The organism is Acinetobacter sp. AB03 (assembly GCF_058107045.1).
Genome location: NZ_JBUEBA010000002.1, coordinates 632,207 through 651,266, shown reverse-complemented (window position 1 = coordinate 651,266; position 19,060 = coordinate 632,207). Strand labels below are relative to the sequence as shown.

Annotated in this window: 15 protein-coding genes; 6 read left to right on the top strand and 9 right to left on the bottom strand. The window is 42.9% G+C overall.

Annotated elements, in window-relative coordinates:
- Positions 1–28: 28 nt before the first annotated feature.
- Positions 29–1,096, top strand: a complete 1,068-nt coding sequence (locus tag ACY3FQ_RS03515; RefSeq protein ID WP_005400297.1) for an SDR family oxidoreductase — start codon at positions 29–31, stop codon at positions 1,094–1,096.
- 355 nt (positions 1,097–1,451) lie between these two features.
- Here the strand turns inward: ACY3FQ_RS03515 and ligA are convergent, their stop codons facing one another.
- From ligA to ACY3FQ_RS03490, 5 genes are all read right to left on the bottom strand, one after another.
- Positions 1,452–3,491: an NAD-dependent DNA ligase LigA gene (gene ligA / locus ACY3FQ_RS03510; protein WP_005400296.1), complete on the bottom strand. Its 2,040-nt coding sequence runs from the start codon at positions 3,489–3,491 to the stop codon at positions 1,452–1,454.
- A 94-nt stretch (positions 3,492–3,585) separates the two neighbouring features.
- Positions 3,586–4,581 carry a cell division protein ZipA C-terminal FtsZ-binding domain-containing protein gene (locus tag ACY3FQ_RS03505; RefSeq protein WP_005400295.1) on the bottom strand — a complete coding sequence of 332 codons (996 nt, stop codon included), beginning with the start codon at positions 4,579–4,581 and terminating at the stop codon, positions 3,586–3,588.
- Positions 4,582–4,585: 4 nt separating this feature from the next.
- Entirely contained in the window at positions 4,586–8,038 is a 3,453-nt protein-coding gene (gene smc / locus ACY3FQ_RS03500) for a chromosome segregation protein SMC (RefSeq protein WP_005400294.1), read from the bottom strand.
- 10 nt (positions 8,039–8,048) lie between these two features.
- The gene (locus ACY3FQ_RS03495; protein WP_004983028.1) at positions 8,049–8,744 is read right to left on the bottom strand and encodes a GntR family transcriptional regulator; all 696 of its coding nucleotides are present in this window, start codon (positions 8,742–8,744) and stop codon (positions 8,049–8,051) included.
- A 159-nt stretch (positions 8,745–8,903) separates the two neighbouring features.
- The gene (locus ACY3FQ_RS03490) at positions 8,904–9,707 is read right to left on the bottom strand and encodes a sulfite exporter TauE/SafE family protein (protein ID WP_005400293.1); all 804 of its coding nucleotides are present in this window, start codon (positions 9,705–9,707) and stop codon (positions 8,904–8,906) included.
- A gap of 28 nt (positions 9,708–9,735) precedes the next feature.
- On the opposite strand from ACY3FQ_RS03490, the gene ACY3FQ_RS03485 reads away from it, so the two are divergent.
- Positions 9,736–10,491, top strand: coding sequence for a biotin--[acetyl-CoA-carboxylase] ligase (locus ACY3FQ_RS03485; protein WP_005400292.1), 756 nt, complete (start codon positions 9,736–9,738; stop codon positions 10,489–10,491).
- 16 nt (positions 10,492–10,507) lie between these two features.
- Positions 10,508–11,239: a type III pantothenate kinase gene (locus ACY3FQ_RS03480; protein ID WP_005400291.1), complete on the top strand. Its 732-nt coding sequence runs from the start codon at positions 10,508–10,510 to the stop codon at positions 11,237–11,239.
- On the opposite strand, the gene ACY3FQ_RS03475 is transcribed toward ACY3FQ_RS03480, so the two are convergent.
- Together ACY3FQ_RS03475 and ffh are read right to left on the bottom strand one after the other, a co-directional pair.
- Positions 11,230–11,829, bottom strand: coding sequence for an RBBP9/YdeN family alpha/beta hydrolase (locus ACY3FQ_RS03475; protein WP_005400290.1), 600 nt, complete (start codon positions 11,827–11,829; stop codon positions 11,230–11,232). The genes ACY3FQ_RS03480 and ACY3FQ_RS03475 overlap by 10 nt on opposite strands.
- Positions 11,830–12,009: 180 nt before the next feature.
- A complete protein-coding gene (gene ffh, locus ACY3FQ_RS03470; RefSeq protein ID WP_005400289.1) occupies positions 12,010–13,416 on the bottom strand; it encodes a signal recognition particle protein in 1,407 nt (468 codons plus the stop codon).
- Between the two features lie 138 nt (positions 13,417–13,554).
- Between ffh and ACY3FQ_RS03465 the strand changes: the two genes are divergently transcribed.
- Positions 13,555–14,364: a cytochrome C assembly family protein gene (locus tag ACY3FQ_RS03465; RefSeq protein WP_004695246.1), complete on the top strand. Its 810-nt coding sequence runs from the start codon at positions 13,555–13,557 to the stop codon at positions 14,362–14,364.
- Positions 14,365–14,739: 375 nt separating this feature from the next.
- On the opposite strand, the gene ACY3FQ_RS03460 is transcribed toward ACY3FQ_RS03465, so the two are convergent.
- The gene (locus tag ACY3FQ_RS03460) at positions 14,740–14,964 is read right to left on the bottom strand and encodes a hypothetical protein (protein WP_228128217.1); all 225 of its coding nucleotides are present in this window, start codon (positions 14,962–14,964) and stop codon (positions 14,740–14,742) included.
- A 699-nt stretch (positions 14,965–15,663) separates the two neighbouring features.
- Here ACY3FQ_RS03460 and ACY3FQ_RS03455 point away from each other — a divergent pair.
- On the top strand, positions 15,664–17,250 hold the full coding sequence (locus ACY3FQ_RS03455) for an ATP-binding cassette domain-containing protein (RefSeq protein WP_005400287.1): 1,587 nt from the start codon (positions 15,664–15,666) through the stop codon (positions 17,248–17,250).
- 62 nt (positions 17,251–17,312) lie between these two features.
- Positions 17,313–18,248 (top strand): tRNA dihydrouridine synthase, encoded by a 936-nt coding sequence (locus ACY3FQ_RS03450; RefSeq protein ID WP_039889979.1) that lies wholly within the window; start codon positions 17,313–17,315, stop codon positions 18,246–18,248.
- Here the strand turns inward: ACY3FQ_RS03450 and ACY3FQ_RS03445 are convergent.
- Positions 18,245–19,060: DUF1176 domain-containing protein (locus tag ACY3FQ_RS03445; RefSeq protein WP_489773634.1), on the bottom strand; the 816-nt coding region annotated here is incomplete at its 5' end. The two genes, ACY3FQ_RS03450 and ACY3FQ_RS03445, sit on opposite strands and share 4 nt — an antisense overlap.

Here is a 19,060-nt window from a genome sequence, read left to right as displayed (position 1 = left end):
CAATACTTAAAACAACAATGGGTAATCTATGACAAACTTAGCAACACAAGCACCGGTACTGGTTACAGGTGCATCGGGTTATATTGCCAGTTGGGTGATTCAAAAATTATTAACCCAAGGGTATACCGTTCATGCCACTGTACGTGACTTGAACAAAACCCAAAGCTTTGCACATTTATCTAAAATTGCAGACAGCAGTGCTGGAACACTGAAACTCTTTAAAGCCAATTTGCTCGAGCCCAATTCCTTTAAAGAAGCGATGCAAGGCTGTGAAATTGTCTTTCATATGGCCTCTCCTTTCGTCGTTACTAACTATAAAGATGCAGTGAAAGACATCATTGAACCTGCTGTTTTGGGTACAGAAAATGTCTTAAACACCGTAAATGAAACCGAGTCCGTTAAACGCGTTATAGTCACTTCGAGTATTGCGTCGACCTATGGCGATGCCATTGATATTTTAAAAACAGACCATAATTCTTTCGATGAAAGTCACTGGAATACCAGCAGCTCAGAGACCCATCAGCCTTATCCATATTCCAAAGTGATGGCTGAGCGTAAAGCTTGGGAAATGGCGGAGGCACAAGATCGTTGGCAGTTGGTATGCATTAACCCTGCGTTGGTCTTTGGTCGTTCATTGACACCAAATACACAGTCAGGTTCGATTGAGGTCTTACAACAGTTTACCAATGGCTTGACTTTAGCAGGTGTCCCACCCATGTGGAATGGTGTGGTCGATGTTCAAGATGTTGCTGAAGCGCACTTACAAGCAGCATTCAACCCAGAAGCAACAGGTCGTTACATCGTCAGTGGTGGAACTTTAAGTCTGCTTGAAATCGGTCAATTACTTAAAGCACATTTTGGTTGGAAGTTTCCATTTCCACGAAATGAACTTCCTAAAGCAGCTTTTAAGGTGATTGGTCCATTCATTGGTTTTAGCCGCGAGTTTGTTGAGTTAAATATGGGTTATCCAATTTATTTTGATGCGAACAAGAGCCAAAAAGAATTAGGCTTAAAGTATCGAGATGTCAAAGAAAGCTTGGTTGAGCACTTTCAACAATTGCTCGATGACGGTGTTATTAAGCAATATATTCCTTGAAAATAAATAAAAAGCTTAGTGCTCGTCAACGTCATAGCTGACAAGCACTATGCTTTTTCTAAATTTATGAAGGTATGGGATACACGAAATGTCATCAGCAACTGTTCGAGACAACACTACATGAGAAAAAAATGTTTCTGCGACAATTTTACTCATTGATAGCAATGAACGAGTTTTGCTGATGACTCATGCCTTTGGTTACTTTGGGCTAATCCAAAGTAACATACGAACTTCAAGCATTTGATGCGAATACGTAAGACTCCGCTGTAACCCTCATCATTAAAAGTCATTTTAGTCGTGTGCTTTAACTGAACGCTATTATCTGAACAGTATATTTTTGATCCAAATCAAAAATCTAAGCCTCTAACTGGCCATAATCTTTCATCAGTTGAATAAACTCAGCTTCATTGATCACAGCAATCCCGAGCTTCTCCGCTTTATCCAGCTTTGAACCTGCTTTTTCACCTGCGACAACACACTTAGTTTTACTCGACACACTACCACTGACACGTGCGCCCAGTGCTTGTAGAAGCTGTGTTGCTTCATCACGGCCCATCGTACTGAGTGTCCCCGTCACGACCCAACTTTCTCCATTTAGAGGTTGGCGACTTGGTGCCACAGGCGCGTCCCAGTGAATACCTGCCGCCAATAATCGGTCCAAGACTTCAAGGTTATGCGGTGCTTGGAAAAAGTCGACAATCCACTCCGCCGTGATATCCCCCACATCTGGAGTTTTCTTTAAAGCGTCAATGTCTGCTACACGTAGCGCATCTAAAGTTTGGAAAGTATTGGCCAACATACGTGCTGTGGTTTCACCCACTCCACGAATCCCCAGTGCATAAATAAATGCAGCCAAAGTGGTTTTCTTACTATTTTCAATCGAATCAATCAAGTTCTGAACGGACTTCTCACCCATTTTTTCAATGGTTAATAGCTTTTCTCGGTGCTCATGTAGGTGATAAATATCAGCCACATCTTTAAGCAGATCAAGATGTAACAGTGATTCGACCCAACGATCCCCCAAACCTTCAATATCAAGCGCTTTACGTGACACGAAGTGGCGAATTGCCTCAATACGCTGTGCAGCACAATACAAACCACCTGAACAACGTGCTAAAGCTTCACCTTCAGGCATCACCACAGGTGATTCACACACGGGACATTGGCTCGGGAGTTCAACTTCAGTGGCATCGACAGGACGGAACTCAGGCCATACTTTTTCCACTTTGGGAATCACATCACCACTACGGTAAACACTGACAGTATCGCCAATTCGTACATCTAGGCGGTGAATTTCTCCAATATTATGCAAGGTCACATTTGAAACGGTCACGCCGCCCACAGCAACAGGATTCAAACGCGCCACAGGTGTGAGTGTACCTGTACGCCCCACTTGCCAGTCAATATTTTCAACCGTGGTGAGCGCAGCCACCGCAGGGAATTTATAAGCCGTTGCCCAACGCGGTTCACGACTTAAAAAGCCGAGCTGTTGCTGTTGTTTGAGGCTGTTGACCTTAATCACCATACCGTCAATTTCCACACTCAATTGTGGTCGTTCCGCATTGATTTGTTCATAAACCGCTTGAACTTCTTGAATACTATCGCAGACAAAATGACGCTCACCAACTGCAAAACCAAACTGTTGCAACCACTCTAGACTTTCCGACATGGTGCTTTGACCATGATTCGGTTCACACTGCGCAATACCATAAGCATAAAATGCGAGTGGACGCGAAGCCGCAATATTCGGGTCTAACTGACGTAGACTTCCCGCTGCGGCGTTACGTGGGTTGGCAAAAGTCTTCTCCCCTTTGGCTTCATTTTCGGCATTGAGCTTTTCAAAACCTGCTTTAGGCATCAAAACTTCGCCACGAACTTCCAGTAACGTAGGTACTTCACCCTGATCTGTACTCAACACCTTCGGCAAGTTCCGAATGGTTTTGACATTTTGAGTAATGTCTTCCCCTGTTTCACCATCACCACGTGTCACCCCACGCACCAGCACCCCCTGTTCATACCACAGTGAAATGGCAAGACCATCAAACTTCAGTTCGACATCATATTGAATCGTTTGATTCGGCAACCGTTCTTCTGCACGGCGTGCAAAGGCAAAGAGTTCTTCTTGATTAAACACATTGCCTAAAGACAGCATCGGTACCACATGGGTCACGCTCGTAAACTTCGCCAAAGGTTTACCACCGACTTTATTGATCGGGCTATCTGGCTGAATATACTCAGGGTATTGTTCTTCTAAAGCTTTCAACTGATGAAATAACTGATCATACTCGCTGTCGGCAATGGTCGGCTGATCCATCACATAATAAGCATGATTATGCTGTGCCAAAATTTGGATCAGTTGACGCATTTGCGCAACGACAGTCGAAGGTTGAGTCATAATTTCACCATAAAAAAGGGCGGTCTTTGTTCCGCCCTAAAAATTGTATTTCTACTGTCTATTATAGAAATCGTTATCACTGCTTTCAATCAGATTAAGCGTCAATTGCTTGTCCAGCACGGTAATCAATCGCCAAGTGGCGCCAATGCTCACGCAGTTGTGGCGTGAACTCTTGGTTGTTTTGGTCATAAACTGTTCCATCGATTTCACGGGCAATCAAACGTGAAATACTGTCCATAGTGTCGAAGGCATTTTGGACATCGCGGTGTGGTAAGGCCAAGAAAAATGCAAAGCCTTTAATTGGATCGGTCGACAGATTTTCCAAGTCAAAACCATCCATGCCTGTATCGGTAATTTGCAACACAGAGAACAGTAACTTGGTTCCATCTTCGTTATAGCGATGGAAACAAGACATTTCGCCAAAACGTAAACCATACTTCATTAAAACTTTTAAAGTTTTCTCACCAGACAATGCACGACGTTCAGGATAAACATTCAGGGCAATAAACGATTCTGCTGTGGCTAAAGCACTTTCATCATCGACAATTTTTTGCTCATACAAATGTGCATCTAAAATGCTGCTTTCATCGTCAAACTCTGAAATTTCGGCTTTTTCGACATTGGCATTTAAACTAAATTCAGCTTTATCCGCTTTTGCTTGGTCATCAACAAGCGAGGAGCTTGCGCTTTCAGTCGTTAATTCCGTTGCATCTGCTACAGCATTTTCAGGAGCGACTGAGTCTACTGCTTTATTTTCTACCTCAGCTGACGCATCCAAACTTGGTTCAGTACTGCTGCTTTCGAGCACACTGTCTGCATCCAAAGCTTTCGGTTCGGCTTTTTCAGACAGTGTCTCTTCTACAGAGTTTTCGTTTAAAGTCGGCTCTTTACGTTCAGCCTCTTCAACTGATGCCGTTTGCAGTTGATCACGTACGTGACGCGGGATAATCGGTTTTTGACTGTCAGCATCGATATGCAATGCGGACTCAAGTGAAGGCGCTGCATCTGCCGGCTTTCGAAAAATCATTCGAACCCCAAACAGCATAATGATCACTGCTATGACGATACCAATAATTGTTGTGTATTCCATCTTATTAGGCCTCCGCGACTAAACCGTATTCTTTTGCCTGTTCTAAATTTACAGTCACTAATTTTGATGTTCCCGGTTCAGGCATCGTAACACCTAACAAGTCGGTCGCCATCGTCATTGCGAGTTTATTATGGGTAATGTAAATGAATTGCACCTGTTCAGAAAGCTCTTTTACAAGATTACAAAATCTTCCCACGTTCGCATCATCCAAAGGTGCATCAACTTCATCCAAAACACAAAATGGCGATGGATTGAGACGGAAAATCGCAAACACCAAGGCCAACGCAGTCAGGGCTTTTTCTCCCCCTGAAAGTAGCGCCAATGAGCTATTGCGTTTGCCTGGCGGACGGGCCATGAGCTTAACCCCTGACTGCCAGTCATCTTCTAAAGTCAGACTCGCTTCTCCGCCATTGAAAACTTTCGGGAACAGATCTTGTAGTTCGGTATTGACCCGATCAAAAGTGCTCATGAACAGTTTACGGGTTTCTTGATCAATACTTTTCATTGCAGCGCGCAACTGCTCAACGGTATTTTCCAAATCTTGAATTTGATGACTCAACTCTTCAAAACGTTTTGATACTTCTTCATATTCTTCTGAAGCCGCCAAATTGACTGCGCCCAATTTCTCAAACTGCTGCTGTGCTTTTTCTAAAACTTGTTGATGGCTACTGATCTCAATGCTCAAACCCTCAATAGCTTCAACATTCATCTCTTTCAGCTGTTCAGAATAATGTTGTAAGTCTGACTTTGCCGCTTGCCACGCCAAACGTTTCTCTTCTAACTGGGTTCTTAGCTTTTCATCTTGTTGTTGCTGTTGATGACGGTGTTCGGTCAAACTTTGCTGGCGCTCTTGCACTGCATTCAGTTCAACTTGCCATTCAGACCATGTCTTTTGCAGCTTTTCAGTAATCTGTGCTTGTTCGCTAAACTGGCTTTCCAAGGCAGGCAGTTCAAGTTGTACAGGGTCGATAAACTTTTTGGCCTGCTCCATCTGTGACAATATTTGCTGATACTGCGCCTTTAAGAAAGTACTGTCTTTTTCTAATAGTTCAATCTGCTGTGTGGTTTGCACCGCCTGACGACGCACCATTTCAAGCGCCTGCCAAACCTGCTGTGCCTGCTGCTGGCTATCATCCAGTTGCTCGGTCAATGACTCCACTTGGAACTGCATGGTTTTATAGTTTGGCAAGTTTTGCTCTAGCTTAATATTTAATGCATGCAGATCAATCTCCAGATCATCTTTTTGCATGGCATCTTCTTCAAGCTGACTGTCTAGCTGCGCCAGTTGATTGGCCAATTGTTGCTTTTGCACTTCAAAGGCTTGGTTGGTACTTTGCACTTTGGCAATATTCAAATCAATCTGCTGCGTCGCTTGAACTTCTTTTTTCAACAGTTGTTGATCCGCTTTTAACTGCTCATCCACCGCTTGGACTTGAGTACGAAGCTCTGTAGTTTTCGTTTCAAGCTGAGTCAGAAGTCCCGTTTTTTCAGCAAGACTCTGTTCAATTTCATCTAAACGAATTCGATGGCTTAGCGCACCCTGTCCAGCTTGGCTCGCTTCGTCATAATCCAAACCAATCACCCAGTCCATGCCAACATGGTATCCATCTAAACTTAAAAGAGACTGACCATCTTTCAATTGCTTTTGCAGCGCTAGGGCTTGTTTTAAGTTGGTGGTCACCCCCACCTGCTGCCACAAAGAGGATTGTGGCGATTCAATCCAACTGGCTAGGCTATCGCAACCTGCAATTTCGATCAGTTCAACATGCGGCTGAGGCGTTAACTGACGTGCAACGGCATCGGTGAATGCATCGCTGTTTTCCAAACAATGCGCTGAAAGCCATTTGGCTAAGAATTTTTCGACCAGCGCGGCATGGGTTTTAGCTGCATCTTTAAGCTGCAGCACATGCATCAACTGTGGATGATCACTATTTTTTAAGGCACTCACTTTAACCAGAAGCTGCTTTAGATGCTTCTGTTCGGCACTTAAGACCTGTATATCTGCTTTGTGCTGATTTAACTCAGTTTGAGCAGCTTGGTGTTGGATACGTAAATCATCCAACTGCAACTGCACCTCAATGATACTTTGCTCACGTTGTAACTGCTGTGCCTCGGCGTCTTGCTTGGCATGTAGCAGTTGATCAATCGCATCCAACTGGCTTTGGTTTTGAATTTGCGCAGCTTGCTGCTCTAAAACCTGCTTTTGCTGTTCAAAGCGTAAAATATTTTTGGCCAACTGTTCACTTTGCGCCAACATTTGCGTTTTTTGTTGCTGCTGTTTTTCAACCAAACTTTTGACTTGTTCAAACTGTTGAAGCAACTGTTGCTGCTGTGCTTTTAAGTCCGTTAAACCTTGGCTTTGCTGTTGGTTTTGACTTTCTTGCTGTTGTAACTGTTCGGTATGAAGCTCATTTTGTTCGTGAAGGCTTTCCAGTTGCAGCTCGATCAGTTGCATACGTTCTTTGGTTTGCGCCTTCTGCTGTTCAAGCTGTACCAAAGTAGTCGTGTTTTGCTGGAACAGGCTCTGCTTTTGTTCCAAAGTCATTTTCAGCTCAGCCAGCTTTTTCTCTGCCTGTTGCCACTCACTCTGTAGTGGCGTGGACTGCTGAATCAGGCGTTGAAATAGTTCACTGGTCGAAGTCAAATCATGCTCTAAAGTGGTTAACTCTGAACGCACCAGCTTGAACTGCTCACCTAAATCATTCATGTGCAGCGTATATTCTTGCTGTAAACGGCTGCTTTGTTCACACTGAAAAGATAAAACTTCGACTTTAATGGTGCGAATTTGGCTTTCCAGTGTTTTGTACTGAATCGCGGTTTCAGCCTGACGTTTTAAAGTTTTTAACTGCGATCTTAATTCAGAGGCAATATCTTCTAAACGCGATAAATTTTGCGTGGTGTGATCCAAATGCAATAAAGTTTCACGGCGACGTGCTTGATAACGTGAAACCCCTGCAGCTTCCTCAATAAAAACCCGCATTTCTTCAGGTTTTGCATCGACCAAACGGTTGATCATGCCCTGTTCAATAATCGAATAAGAACGTGGCCCTAAACCTGTACCCAAGAAAATGTCGGTAATGTCCCGACGACGGCATTTGGTGCCATTTAAAAAGTATTCAGACTTGCCATCTCGGTTGACCTGACGTTTGACCGCCAGTTCGGTATAGGCATTATAGCTACCGCCTAACTTGCCATAGGTGTTGTCAAAACGCAGTTCTACACTGGCAACACTCACGGGTTTACGCTTTGCCGTACCTGTAAAAATAACATCCTGCATACTACCACCACGCAGTTGGCGAGCACTGGATTCGCCCATGACCCAGCGAATAGCATCGATCACATTGGATTTACCACAACCGTTCGGCCCAACGACTGCTGTGCGGTTATCTTTAAAGTGTAACGTGGTACTGTCGGCAAAAGATTTGAAGCCGGAAAGTTTTAAACTGCTTAAACGCATAATGTCCTGACTAACGTCGTGAGCGTCTCGCCCACGCAAGTTCAATTTGTTTCATTCGGGTCAGAGATTCCAACACCAAGTTACGTAAGTGTCGACAAAAATCTTCCATAAATAAAGTAGCTTGTTGTGATTTTCTGATTAAAACCGCATCAGTCACCAGTTTAAATAAATCATAAGATTCTTGTAACTCTCTACGCGAAGTATTTAAGGTTAAAAAATAGCTCCGACGTATCGAGGGTAACAGTTCTTGATAAAACTTCATCAAATAAGCATTACCCACCATTTCATGCTGCCGCGCCAATCCTTCAAAAATCAAATCATAAAATTTTTCGATACTGCCCTGTTTCAGCTGATTCCCCAACTCATCCAATAGCAGCTGTAAACGTTCCGCTTCATAGCTGCGCCATGTCTCCGCTATGCGTTGCACAATTTGCCCCAACAGCAGACTACTGGTGTCAAACAAGGCGCGCACTTGCTGAGCGGACATTTCAGAGACGATAGCGCCACGGCGCGGGTAGATTTCAATCAGATGTGTACGTTCAAGCAGTAACAAGGCCTCACGCACCGAGCCGCGACTCACATCCAGTTCAGCCGCAATACGTAATTCTTGTATGCGCTCACCTTCGACCAACTCACCGCGAATGATTTGTTCACTGATGTGCTTGGCAATTTGTTCGGACAAACTCTCTGTATCATGTGCTTGCATACTGTTCCTAACTTGTTTTTATAAGATGCAATCCATGGTCTTTAGTGACCTATTTTTAGGTTTTACCCGATCTTAAACGCTAAACACTATGTCATTGTCTAACAATTTTACCGTCTATAATGCCAATCAACAGCAACGCACACAACATTGTCAAAGAAATTAAGAACTAAAACCTTGATAAATAAAATATAAACCAACTACCACCAACAAACCAGAAAAACACTTTTTCAACATCGCAGGCGATAAAAGATGCGCCACTTTTGCCCCAAACTTGGCAGTGATAAAACTCATCAGCGCAATCCCGAAAAAGGCATAGACATGAATATAACCAATAGTATTCGGTACATTTACTTCAGCTTGGTGCCCGAACCACATAAAACCTAAAGCCCCAGCCACTGCAATAGGTAAGCCACAAGCCGCAGACGTCGCCACCGCTTTTTGCATAACCACACCATGACGGTTTAAGTACGGCACCGTCAAGCTTCCCCCACCAATGCCAAAGATCGCAGAAGCCACACCAATGCCTGCACCGACAAATAACTGTTTGCCTGTAGACGGTAACTGACGCGATGGATCGACCTCAATATGTGCGCCACTAAACATTTTGTACGCCACCCACACTGCAAAAAAACCGATCAGCAGCTGTAAGCCATGTCCCGACATATAGTCTGCAATGCCCGCACCTAAAAAAGCGCCCATGACTAGACCAGGAGCCAAATTGCGAAACACAGACCATAACACTGCCCCGCGTTTATGATGTGCACTCACGGAACTCATTGACGTGACAATAATAGTCGCCAGTGATGTGCCAACCGCCATATGCATAATGACACTCGGGTCATAGTTCAGATGAGTAAACACCACATATAAAATCGGGATGATAATGAGTCCACCACCGACCCCAAATAGCCCCGCAGCAAAACCAGCGATTGCACCAATCAGTAAATATATGATTAACTCCATGATCATTTTTCACTTTTCTCAGATTCATATGGATTTAGAGACACGCCAATTACAACAGCTTCTCGCTGAAGCACAGCAACTTCCTGAAGTTTTATTGCTTAAGCCAGTTACCACATCCACCAATGATGATGTGCGTGAAATTGCGCAAAAAGGGATTCAGAGCGTTTTGGTCTGCAGTACACGACAAACTCAAGGTCGTGGACAGCGTCAACGACAATGGGTTTCTCCTGAAGGAAACATCTATTTAAGCACATTGCTACAGACCAAAACACCTATAGATGGGCGCTTGGCTTTAGAAATTGCGTTAAATATCTTGCAAATGCCGAGTTTGCAAGGCCTTGCTCTGCAAGTGAAATGGCCAAATGACCTTTACAGTGCTCAAGGTAAATGGGGCGGAATTTTAGTTGAACCACTGTCGAGCCACCAAGCGATTATTGGGGTGGGCATCAATATCAACCAAGTCGAAGATACCCAGCTCGATCAAGCCACCAGCTCCCTTGAAGAGCTGGGTTTAGCCCAAGCAGATCGCATTCGCTTAATGGCGGAACTATATCTGGCGATTCAACAGGCAGGCCTATGGTTCACCCATAATAGTGCAAATTTGGCTTCTCGTTTCAATCATTACGCAGCATTTATGCAGCAACAGGTTGAATTTGAACATATGAAAGGTCTATCTCAAGGCATCTTCTTAGGCATTCAAGATGATGGTGCGGTCCAAATTCAGACCACCAATGGTGTTGAAAACTTTTATCAAGGCCGTTTACGCCCAATAATTCCTGTTTAAATGATTGAGCATCATCATGAAAAATTTATGGTTAGATATTGGTAATACTCGTCTGAAGTATTGGATTACGCAGGAAGATCAAATTTTGGAACAAGGGGCTGAGTTACATTTACAGTCCCCTGCCGATTTGCTTTTAGGTCTAATTCAGCATTTTAAAAACTTAAAAATCCAACAGATTGGTGTTTCTTCGGTTCAGGACAAAAAAAATAATGACCGAATCCGTAGACTTTTAAAAAGTTTAAATGTGCCGATCACCTTTGCTCAAGTACAGGCCAACTATGCTGGCCTACAGTGTGGTTATGAACATCCAGAACAACTCGGAATTGACCGTTGGTTGCAAGTGTTGGCTGTCGCACGTAATCCAGAGCAGAACTATTGTGTGATTAGCTGTGGCACGGCGCTGACCATCGACTTGGCGGATGGTTTACAGCATTTGGGCGGCTATATTTTACCAAATCTCTACTTACAAAGAGACTCGCTAATCCAGAACACCAAAGGCATTAAAATTCCAGATGCGGCTTTTGATGAACTCGGTCCCGGTCGTAATACCATCGACGCAGTGCATCATGGGATTTTGTTCGGCTTGGTCAGTACCATTGAAAAAGTCTTGCAACAGTCTCCACGCCAACTGATTTTAACTGGCGGTGATGCACCTGTATTTGCGCGCTATTTGGCAGAGTATGCACCATGCATTGAAAATGATTTATTACTTAAAGGGCTACAATATTATATTCAGCATCAACTCTGAGCCACCGCCTGCTGTTGTAAAAGGGGTTTTAAGGTATTCAGCAGTAGCTCAAATTCAGCATAGCCATTTTCACGCATAAAATGCCCTGCACGTTTCACCTCCAGTACCTCTGCACTCAAGAAGTGCCCTAAGGTAAGTGCCAAAGGCGGTGGAACATAAGGGTCATTATTGGAAAACATAACCACACGTGAAGCGATGTGAGAGTGGAGTATACCGCTGTCCAACTTCGCTTGCGCAATAAAGCCACTTAACTCAGGTAAGCTTTTTAAAGCCGCTTTAAAGCCCGCAATACAGAAGATCGCTTTGATTCGACGTTCACGCAGTTTACTACTGAAATAATGTAAAGTCGCTAGACACCCCAAACTATGTGCAATGATGATGGTGTTTTCATCCAAAGTGGTCATTTGCAGGGCCAAAGCCTGTTGCCATTCTTCGAAATGTGGTGCATCACTATGCGGGAGCACTAAACGTTTTACTTCAGCATGCAGATCCATCTGACTGAGTTTTTGACTTAGCCACGGAAACCAATGGTCATTGGGCGATGCTTGATAGCCATGCACAATATAGATATGTTGTTTTGATCCATTCATTTTCAACTTCTTATTATAATGTTTGAAAAGAATAAATTTTACGCAACTTTCAAGCCATAAACAGTGCGTTTTTGTTATTGATTGAGGGTATTGAAAACGCACACAATAATTTCCATGACTCACAAAACGACATAAAAAAAGGCGCTCAACGCGCCTTTTTCTGAAATGGTAAGAAGCAGATTACTTCTTTTCGTTGCCACCAAATAATGGTCCCATTCCGCCGCCACCACCAAATTGTTTTTGCATACCGCTTAATGATTTCATCATTTTTGCCATACCCGATGGATTAGCAAATTTCTTCATCATTTTTGCCATTTGCGCATGTTGTTTAATCAACTTATTGACTTCAACGACATCCATACCACAGCCTGCTGCAATGCGCTTTTTACGGCTTGGGTTCATCAGGTCTGGATTACGACGCTCTTTGATGGTCATCGATTGGATAATCGCTTCCATCTTTTTCACTTGCTTTTCAGGGTTCGCTTGCGCCAACGCATCTTGAATCCCTGCATTGCTCATGCCAGGCAACTTATCCAAGAAGCCCATCATGCCGCCCATTTTATTCATTTGCTCAAACTGCATTAGCATATCTTCAAAGTTGAAGCTGCCGCCTTTTTGCAGTTTTTTCGCCATTTTTTCGGCTTTTTCTTTGTCGACTTTACGTTCAAGCTCTTCGACCAAAGAAAGTACGTCACCCATACCCAAAATACGTTGTGCAACACGTTCAGGATGGAATGGTTCTAAGGCATCGAGCTTTTCACCCATACCTAAGAATTTGATTGGCTTACCTGTGATTGCACGTACTGAAAGCGCCGCACCACCACGTGCATCACCATCAGTTTTAGTCAGAATCACACCAGTTAATGGCAGTGCATCATTGAAGGCTTTGGCTGTATTTGCCGCATCCTGACCGGTCATTGCATCAACCACGAATAAAGTTTCAGTTGGCTTTATGGCCGCATGAAGTTCTTTGATCTCGTCCATCATTTCATCGTCTACGTGTAGACGACCTGCTGTATCGACGATCAAGACATCCGCAAACTGAATTTTGGCTTGTTCAATTGCACGCGTTGCAATGGTAATCGGTTTTTCGTCAGCACTCGATTCAAAGAAAATCGCGCCAACTTCACCTGCAACGGTTTGTAGCTGTTTAATTGCTGCTGGACGGTATACGTCGGCAGATACCATCGCTACTTTTTTCTTTTGGCGTTCTTGTAAGAAGCGAGCAAGTTTTGCAGCCGTTGTTGTTTTACCTGCACCTTGTAAGCCCGCGAGTAGGACTACAACAGGAGGTTTTGCTGCAAGATCAAGGCTTTCATTTGCCTCGCCCATCATTTTTGTTAATTCGTCATGCACGATTTTAACAAATGCTTGGCCCGGCGATAATTGAGTCATGACTTCTTGACCCAACGCCTCTTCCTTAACTTTCGCGATAAATTCACGAGTTACAGGAAGTGCAACATCGGCTTCAAGAAGTGCCATACGTACTTCACGTAGGGTATCTTTAATATTGTCTTCGGTTAGCTGCCCAGAGCCAGTAACATTTCTTAAACTCTGCGTGAGTCGTTCCGTTAAGGTATCAAACATTGCAAAATCCGCTTAAAATTGCTAGTTGCAAAAAAATCTTTCTTAAAATAGAAAATTTATGCATAGAATGCTATAGGATACTGTAGTTCGCACCGAATTTATATAAATGAATATTCATCATCCTGAAAAAGGTTTGACATGATTAGCCTGCCCTTGGTTTACACCATCTTAGCATTAGTCGCTTATACCACCTCTTTTTGGTATTTGTTTCTCAAATTAATGGCTAAACGTGATCCAAACCATTGGTTTATTGGCATTATTTTAGGCTTAGGCTTATTACTACATGCAACTGTTTTGTACCATGACATGCTCACGCCGATGGGGGTGAATTATGACGTTTTTGTCTTAATGTCATTTACATCGGGGCTCATGCTGTTACTTAGTCTACTCTATAGCACTTATCGTCCAATTCTAGCTTTGAACCTGATTGGCATTCCTGTGGCCGCTACAGGACTCATTTTAGGTTTTGCCTTTAGCCAGTCTACCCAATTTATTGAACAGCGCTCATTGGGTTTAGATATTCATATTATTTTATCGCTGTCGGCCTATGCGGTGCTACTCATGGCAACCATACAAGCCGTGATTTTATGGTTCCAAGATCGTGAGTTAAAGAACAAACAAAAGAAACGCTTTTGGGTCAACTTACTGCCCTCTTTTCAAGCCATGGAGTCTTTACTGTTTGACTTGATTAAAACGGGTTTTCTTTTACTGACCGTAGCGTTGGTGTTTGGTTTCTTTACCATCGATAATTTTTTTGCCCAACATCTGGCACATAAAACCGCTTTTAGTATTATTTCTTGGTTTGTGTATGGATCTTTACTCATCGGACATTACCGTTTTGGTTGGCGCGGTCAAAAAGCGATTCGTTTTACCTTAATTGGATTCTTCTTGTTGGCTGTCGGTTTTATCGGATCTAAGTTTGTATTGGAAATGATTTTAGGTCGATAAAGTCTTTTGTTTAATTCGCTTAATTAAAGATACAGAGCTCTACTCACAAAGTAGATGTGCAACTTGATAACCCAATAGAAAAGCCCAGCTTGACCAAGCTGGGCTTTTTAGTAAACCTCAATATTTTGATTTAGAATAAATTATCGAGTGTATTTCGTATTATGTAAATTTTAGAAAAACTTAAATACTTTTTACTGTGTTGAATACATTGTATGCCACTTTTATCTAATTTATTTTCTATAATAAATCCTTATCACTTCCCTATGTAGCACTATAGAGGTTATGCAGATTATTCTTAATCTAATGCGTAATATCCATAATTTAAAACCCATCCATAAAAAAGAAGCTTGTCTTTTTATCCAGTTGAAATTCAAATCAATTCTCTGGTAATTCATTTTCTTTAATAGATTCTTCTCTTGAAGCTAAAGCATTCTTACTAGAAATAAATTGTGAAATTTGAAATGCCATACCCATCACTGCACAAAACACACCAAGCAGACTCAAGCCCAAAGCTCGTTTCACAACAAGATGATCAGTAGCCGCAGAGTCAAATGACATTCCAAAAAATATTACAAACATAAGTGGTGTTAAGAACAACATAAGGAGGCTAAATCGCGACCAGAAGGTTGCACGAACTACATCTCCACATAAATCAATCAATCAATAAGTTTTTTAAAACAGTTGTAATCACAAAAGTAGTAGCGCTACTCACCAGTAATGCAATACTAATTTCAATAATAAAACGTGTTAAAACATCCATTGCAGTCCCCTCACTATCATTATTTAATTTTATTATCTACTCAAAAGAAAAAGAGCCTACACTCCGTGTCTCATTAAGAATACAAGCAGTGATTTAACATCAATCTCTTATACGAACTCTAAATATTCAAAGCTATATCACTCTACAGCCTTTCCAAAGGCAGCTCCACTAAAAACGTATAACGCCACTGTGAGCCTCAACTTTGCACTCCTAAAAGCCTAAATAACCCAATCGTGCGGGTTGTACTCACACCTACAGGAAGCTTCGACTCGTGTATGCTGAAGTTCCCTAACCAATAGCATTGATCGATAAACCTTAAGTACATAAGAAAGATAACAAAATGGATCATTTTTTATCCACCTGCTATACTTGTTAAAATTATTACACCTCCCTTGTTCTATTTTAGAGTAACGCCAATGAAGTAAGTCTTATTTTCCGTCAAATCTAATTTATTTGTTTTCTGACGTGCAAAATAAACTTATTTACTGCTCTATCTCTATAAAAATTTATTTTGTATGTCCTGTATAAAGGAGTCTTCAATGACCCAACAGGCCTGTACTATAAAAAACCTCAGCGTTCAATTTGCTCATGAACCGCTTTTTCAGCATTTAAATTTTGAATTGCCCGCTACCCAATGTTCAGCTTTGATTGGACGTAATGGTCAAGGTAAATCAGTATTAATGTCCCTACTCACTCAAGCGCACAGACCCAATTATGCGAGTGGCGAAGTGATTTGGCGTATGCCATTTTCCTACTTAAGTCAGCTCGAGCGTTTAAGCAACTGTACGCTTGCCGAAGCCCTTAATATTGCTGACCTGTATGTAAGTTTTCAGCGTATTGAACAATCGACTGCGAGTTTTGAAGACTATGATCGCGTCGAACATGCATGGCATCAACCCACTGAATGGTTGAAATTGCTAGAAAGTGCAAACTTACCTACAGATCTATCTAACTCAGTTTCTCAACTGAGTGAAGGTCAGAAAACTAAACTGGCACTGTGTCGCCTTTTTTTACAAACTGAGCATTATTTACTTCTTGATGAACCCAGTAATCACTTAGACCATGCAAGTCGTGCGTGGTTAAGTCAAAAAATCCTTCAACATCCTGCGGGCTGTTTAGTCATTAGCCACGACCGCACATTGTTAAATCAAATCTCCAATACCTATGTTTTAAATGATTTTGGCTTGCAACACTTCCGTTGTAACTATGCCGAGTATCAGTCACACACAGAGCAACAACAGCAGGCACTACAACATAATATCTCGCAAGAGAAACGCGAACTCAAACAATTACAAGCCCAACAGCATGAGCAGCGCATGAAAGCTCAGAAAAGGCAAAAGTCTGGGCAGAAATTACGAAGCTCTGGTTCTCAAGCCAAAATCCTGCTCGACTTTAAAAAAGAACGTGCGAGTCAAACCTTATCGGGAGTCGCGCAGCAACAACTTCGCCAAAAGGAACAAGCGCAAGATGAGCTCAAAAACAAACAGCAACAACTAGAACAGATTAAGTCACAAAAGTTTGATTTCCATTTTCAACCTAAACAAACTGGTGAAATTCTTCGTTTAAAAGACGTGGTTTTAGCAGCACTTTCTATCTCGCCTATTTCTTTTGCCTTACATAGCGGAGAAAAAATCCAACTGCGCGGCCAAAATGGTTCAGGTAAGTCGACCTTACTTCGTGCCATTCAAAGCCATACGTATATTCAATCAGGAGACATTTTCAAGCGAGGAGCATCGTTATATTTAGATCAAAACTTTAGTCTGCTGAATCCAAAACTGAATGCAGTACACAGTTTACAATTATTAAATCCGTCTTTGTCCGATGAGGCGTGTCGAAGTCAATTGGGGCAACTTCGAATTCGACGAGATAAAGCTCTGCTTCCCATCTCACTATTCAGTGGCGGTGAACAACTCAAAGTTGCCTTACTGTGTATCAGTCTCGCGGCACTGCCTGTGGACTTACTGCTACTGGATGAACCCGAAAATCATCTCGACATCGACTCAAGACAACTGTTGGCACAGGCTATTCGCGATTTTACAGGGGCGGTTATTTTAGTTTCACATGATGACGCCTTTGTCGAGGAGACACAGATTCAAAGCTATTTCGATTTAATCCAAACGCATTAGACTAGACAGCGTGATCGGATTTGCGTATAACACCGTTTTTCTATTTGACTGGTGACACCGCTGTGAAACTCATTCTTGCACCAATGGAAGGCTTAACCGACCCAATCATGCGTGATGTGCTCACGTCTGTAGGTAGCTTCGACTGGTGTGTGACCGAGTTTATCCGTGTGACCAATTCAGTGCTACCCGATCATATTTACCACCAGTATTGCCCTGAATTACTCAATGGCGGAAAAACAGCGGCGGGAACACCCGTGCATGTGCAGTTTTTGGGCAATGATCCTGAAATGTTGGCTGCCAATGCCATCCGTGCAGTGAAACTCGGTGCACCCGCCATTGATATGAATTTTGGCTGTCCAGCCAAAACCGTGAACCGTCACCGTGGTGGCTCTGTACTCTTGGATGAGCCAGAAGTAGTGCATGAACTGGTCAAAGCCGTGCGTGATGCGGTTCCTGCACACATTCCTGTTTCTGCGAAAATGCGCTTAGGTTATATGGACCGACATTTTATGTTGGACAATGCTCATGCCATTGAAGACGCAGGTGCGGCTTGGGTTACCGTGCATGCACGTACCAAAGCCGATGGTTATACCCCACCAGCTTTTTGGGATCAGCTCCGCCCGATTCGTGAAGCATTAAAGATCAATGTGATTGCCAATGGCGAAATTTGGAACAATGCAGACGCGAAACAGTGTCGGTTAGAGTCTGGCTGTGAAGATTTGATGATTGGACGTGGTGCCGTGACCACACCTGATTTGACCCAATGTATTCGTCAAAATATCGATACGCCTCTGCTGACATGGAATGAGCTATTAACCTTACAAATCCGTTTCTTAAACGGCGGGTATAAGAAAGAAATGAATATGGTCGGACGTTATAAGCAGTGGTTGGGCATGATGTCTAAACACTATCCTGAAGCTAAAGCCCTCTGGGATGAAGTCAAACGCATCAAGCCGCTAGATGACATTATTCTCAAACTAAAGGCAAGCGCGACTTAATCCGTTCGCGCAACGATCGCGACAAAAGTGGGCAAGTTCCATGCACCACCTGCAAAGCCTTTACATTGCTGCGATTGTGCATGATAACTGAGGACAAAAGCCTTTCCATTCCAAGCCCACTCAGAGCGAATACCACAGTCAGCGATACCCCGCCCTTTTTGTTCTGAGAAAATTTGCGCCTCACTAAAACTTGAGCCTGATGTGGTGACTTGCTGCTGAATCTTTTGCAATGCTTTGTCCATAACCCAATAACCTAGACCTTCATTGTACGCCCCACGCCAACATGGTACTTGAACCACCACTTGTTCCGCATTCAGCGGATAGACTGAAACCCGATCATCCTCAAAAAACCGCGCCTTATAGAGATTTGGACAGTCTTGTTCATCTGTTTTTGCTTTTAACTTTTTAAAGAGTTGATGGGCATTTTTACTGTCCACGGCAAAGTGGCTGGCAACCGCAGGTCGGTATCCTGTAATGCCAATTTTAGGGATGGCTTTGGGCTGTAAAACATTTTGCTCAGACTGATTGCCTTTTTGATATACCGCATTTGGTGTATTTACACGTTTTTGTATATCATCCATTTTGAGCAAAACTGCATTTGCCCCAGCAGTTGAAATTTGCCATTGCTGTGCTTGGGTCGTGAGACGAATATCTTCCGCACCCACCAAAGCTTTTAGCAACTGCGCACTTTGAGCACTGGACAGTTTCGCAGTACTTTTCTTATCATCAATGGTCAGGCTACCTAGAGATGTTCCCCCTACATTTAAACTGGCTTCAGTATCCTGTGTAAACTCCTCAGCCACTTGAATTTT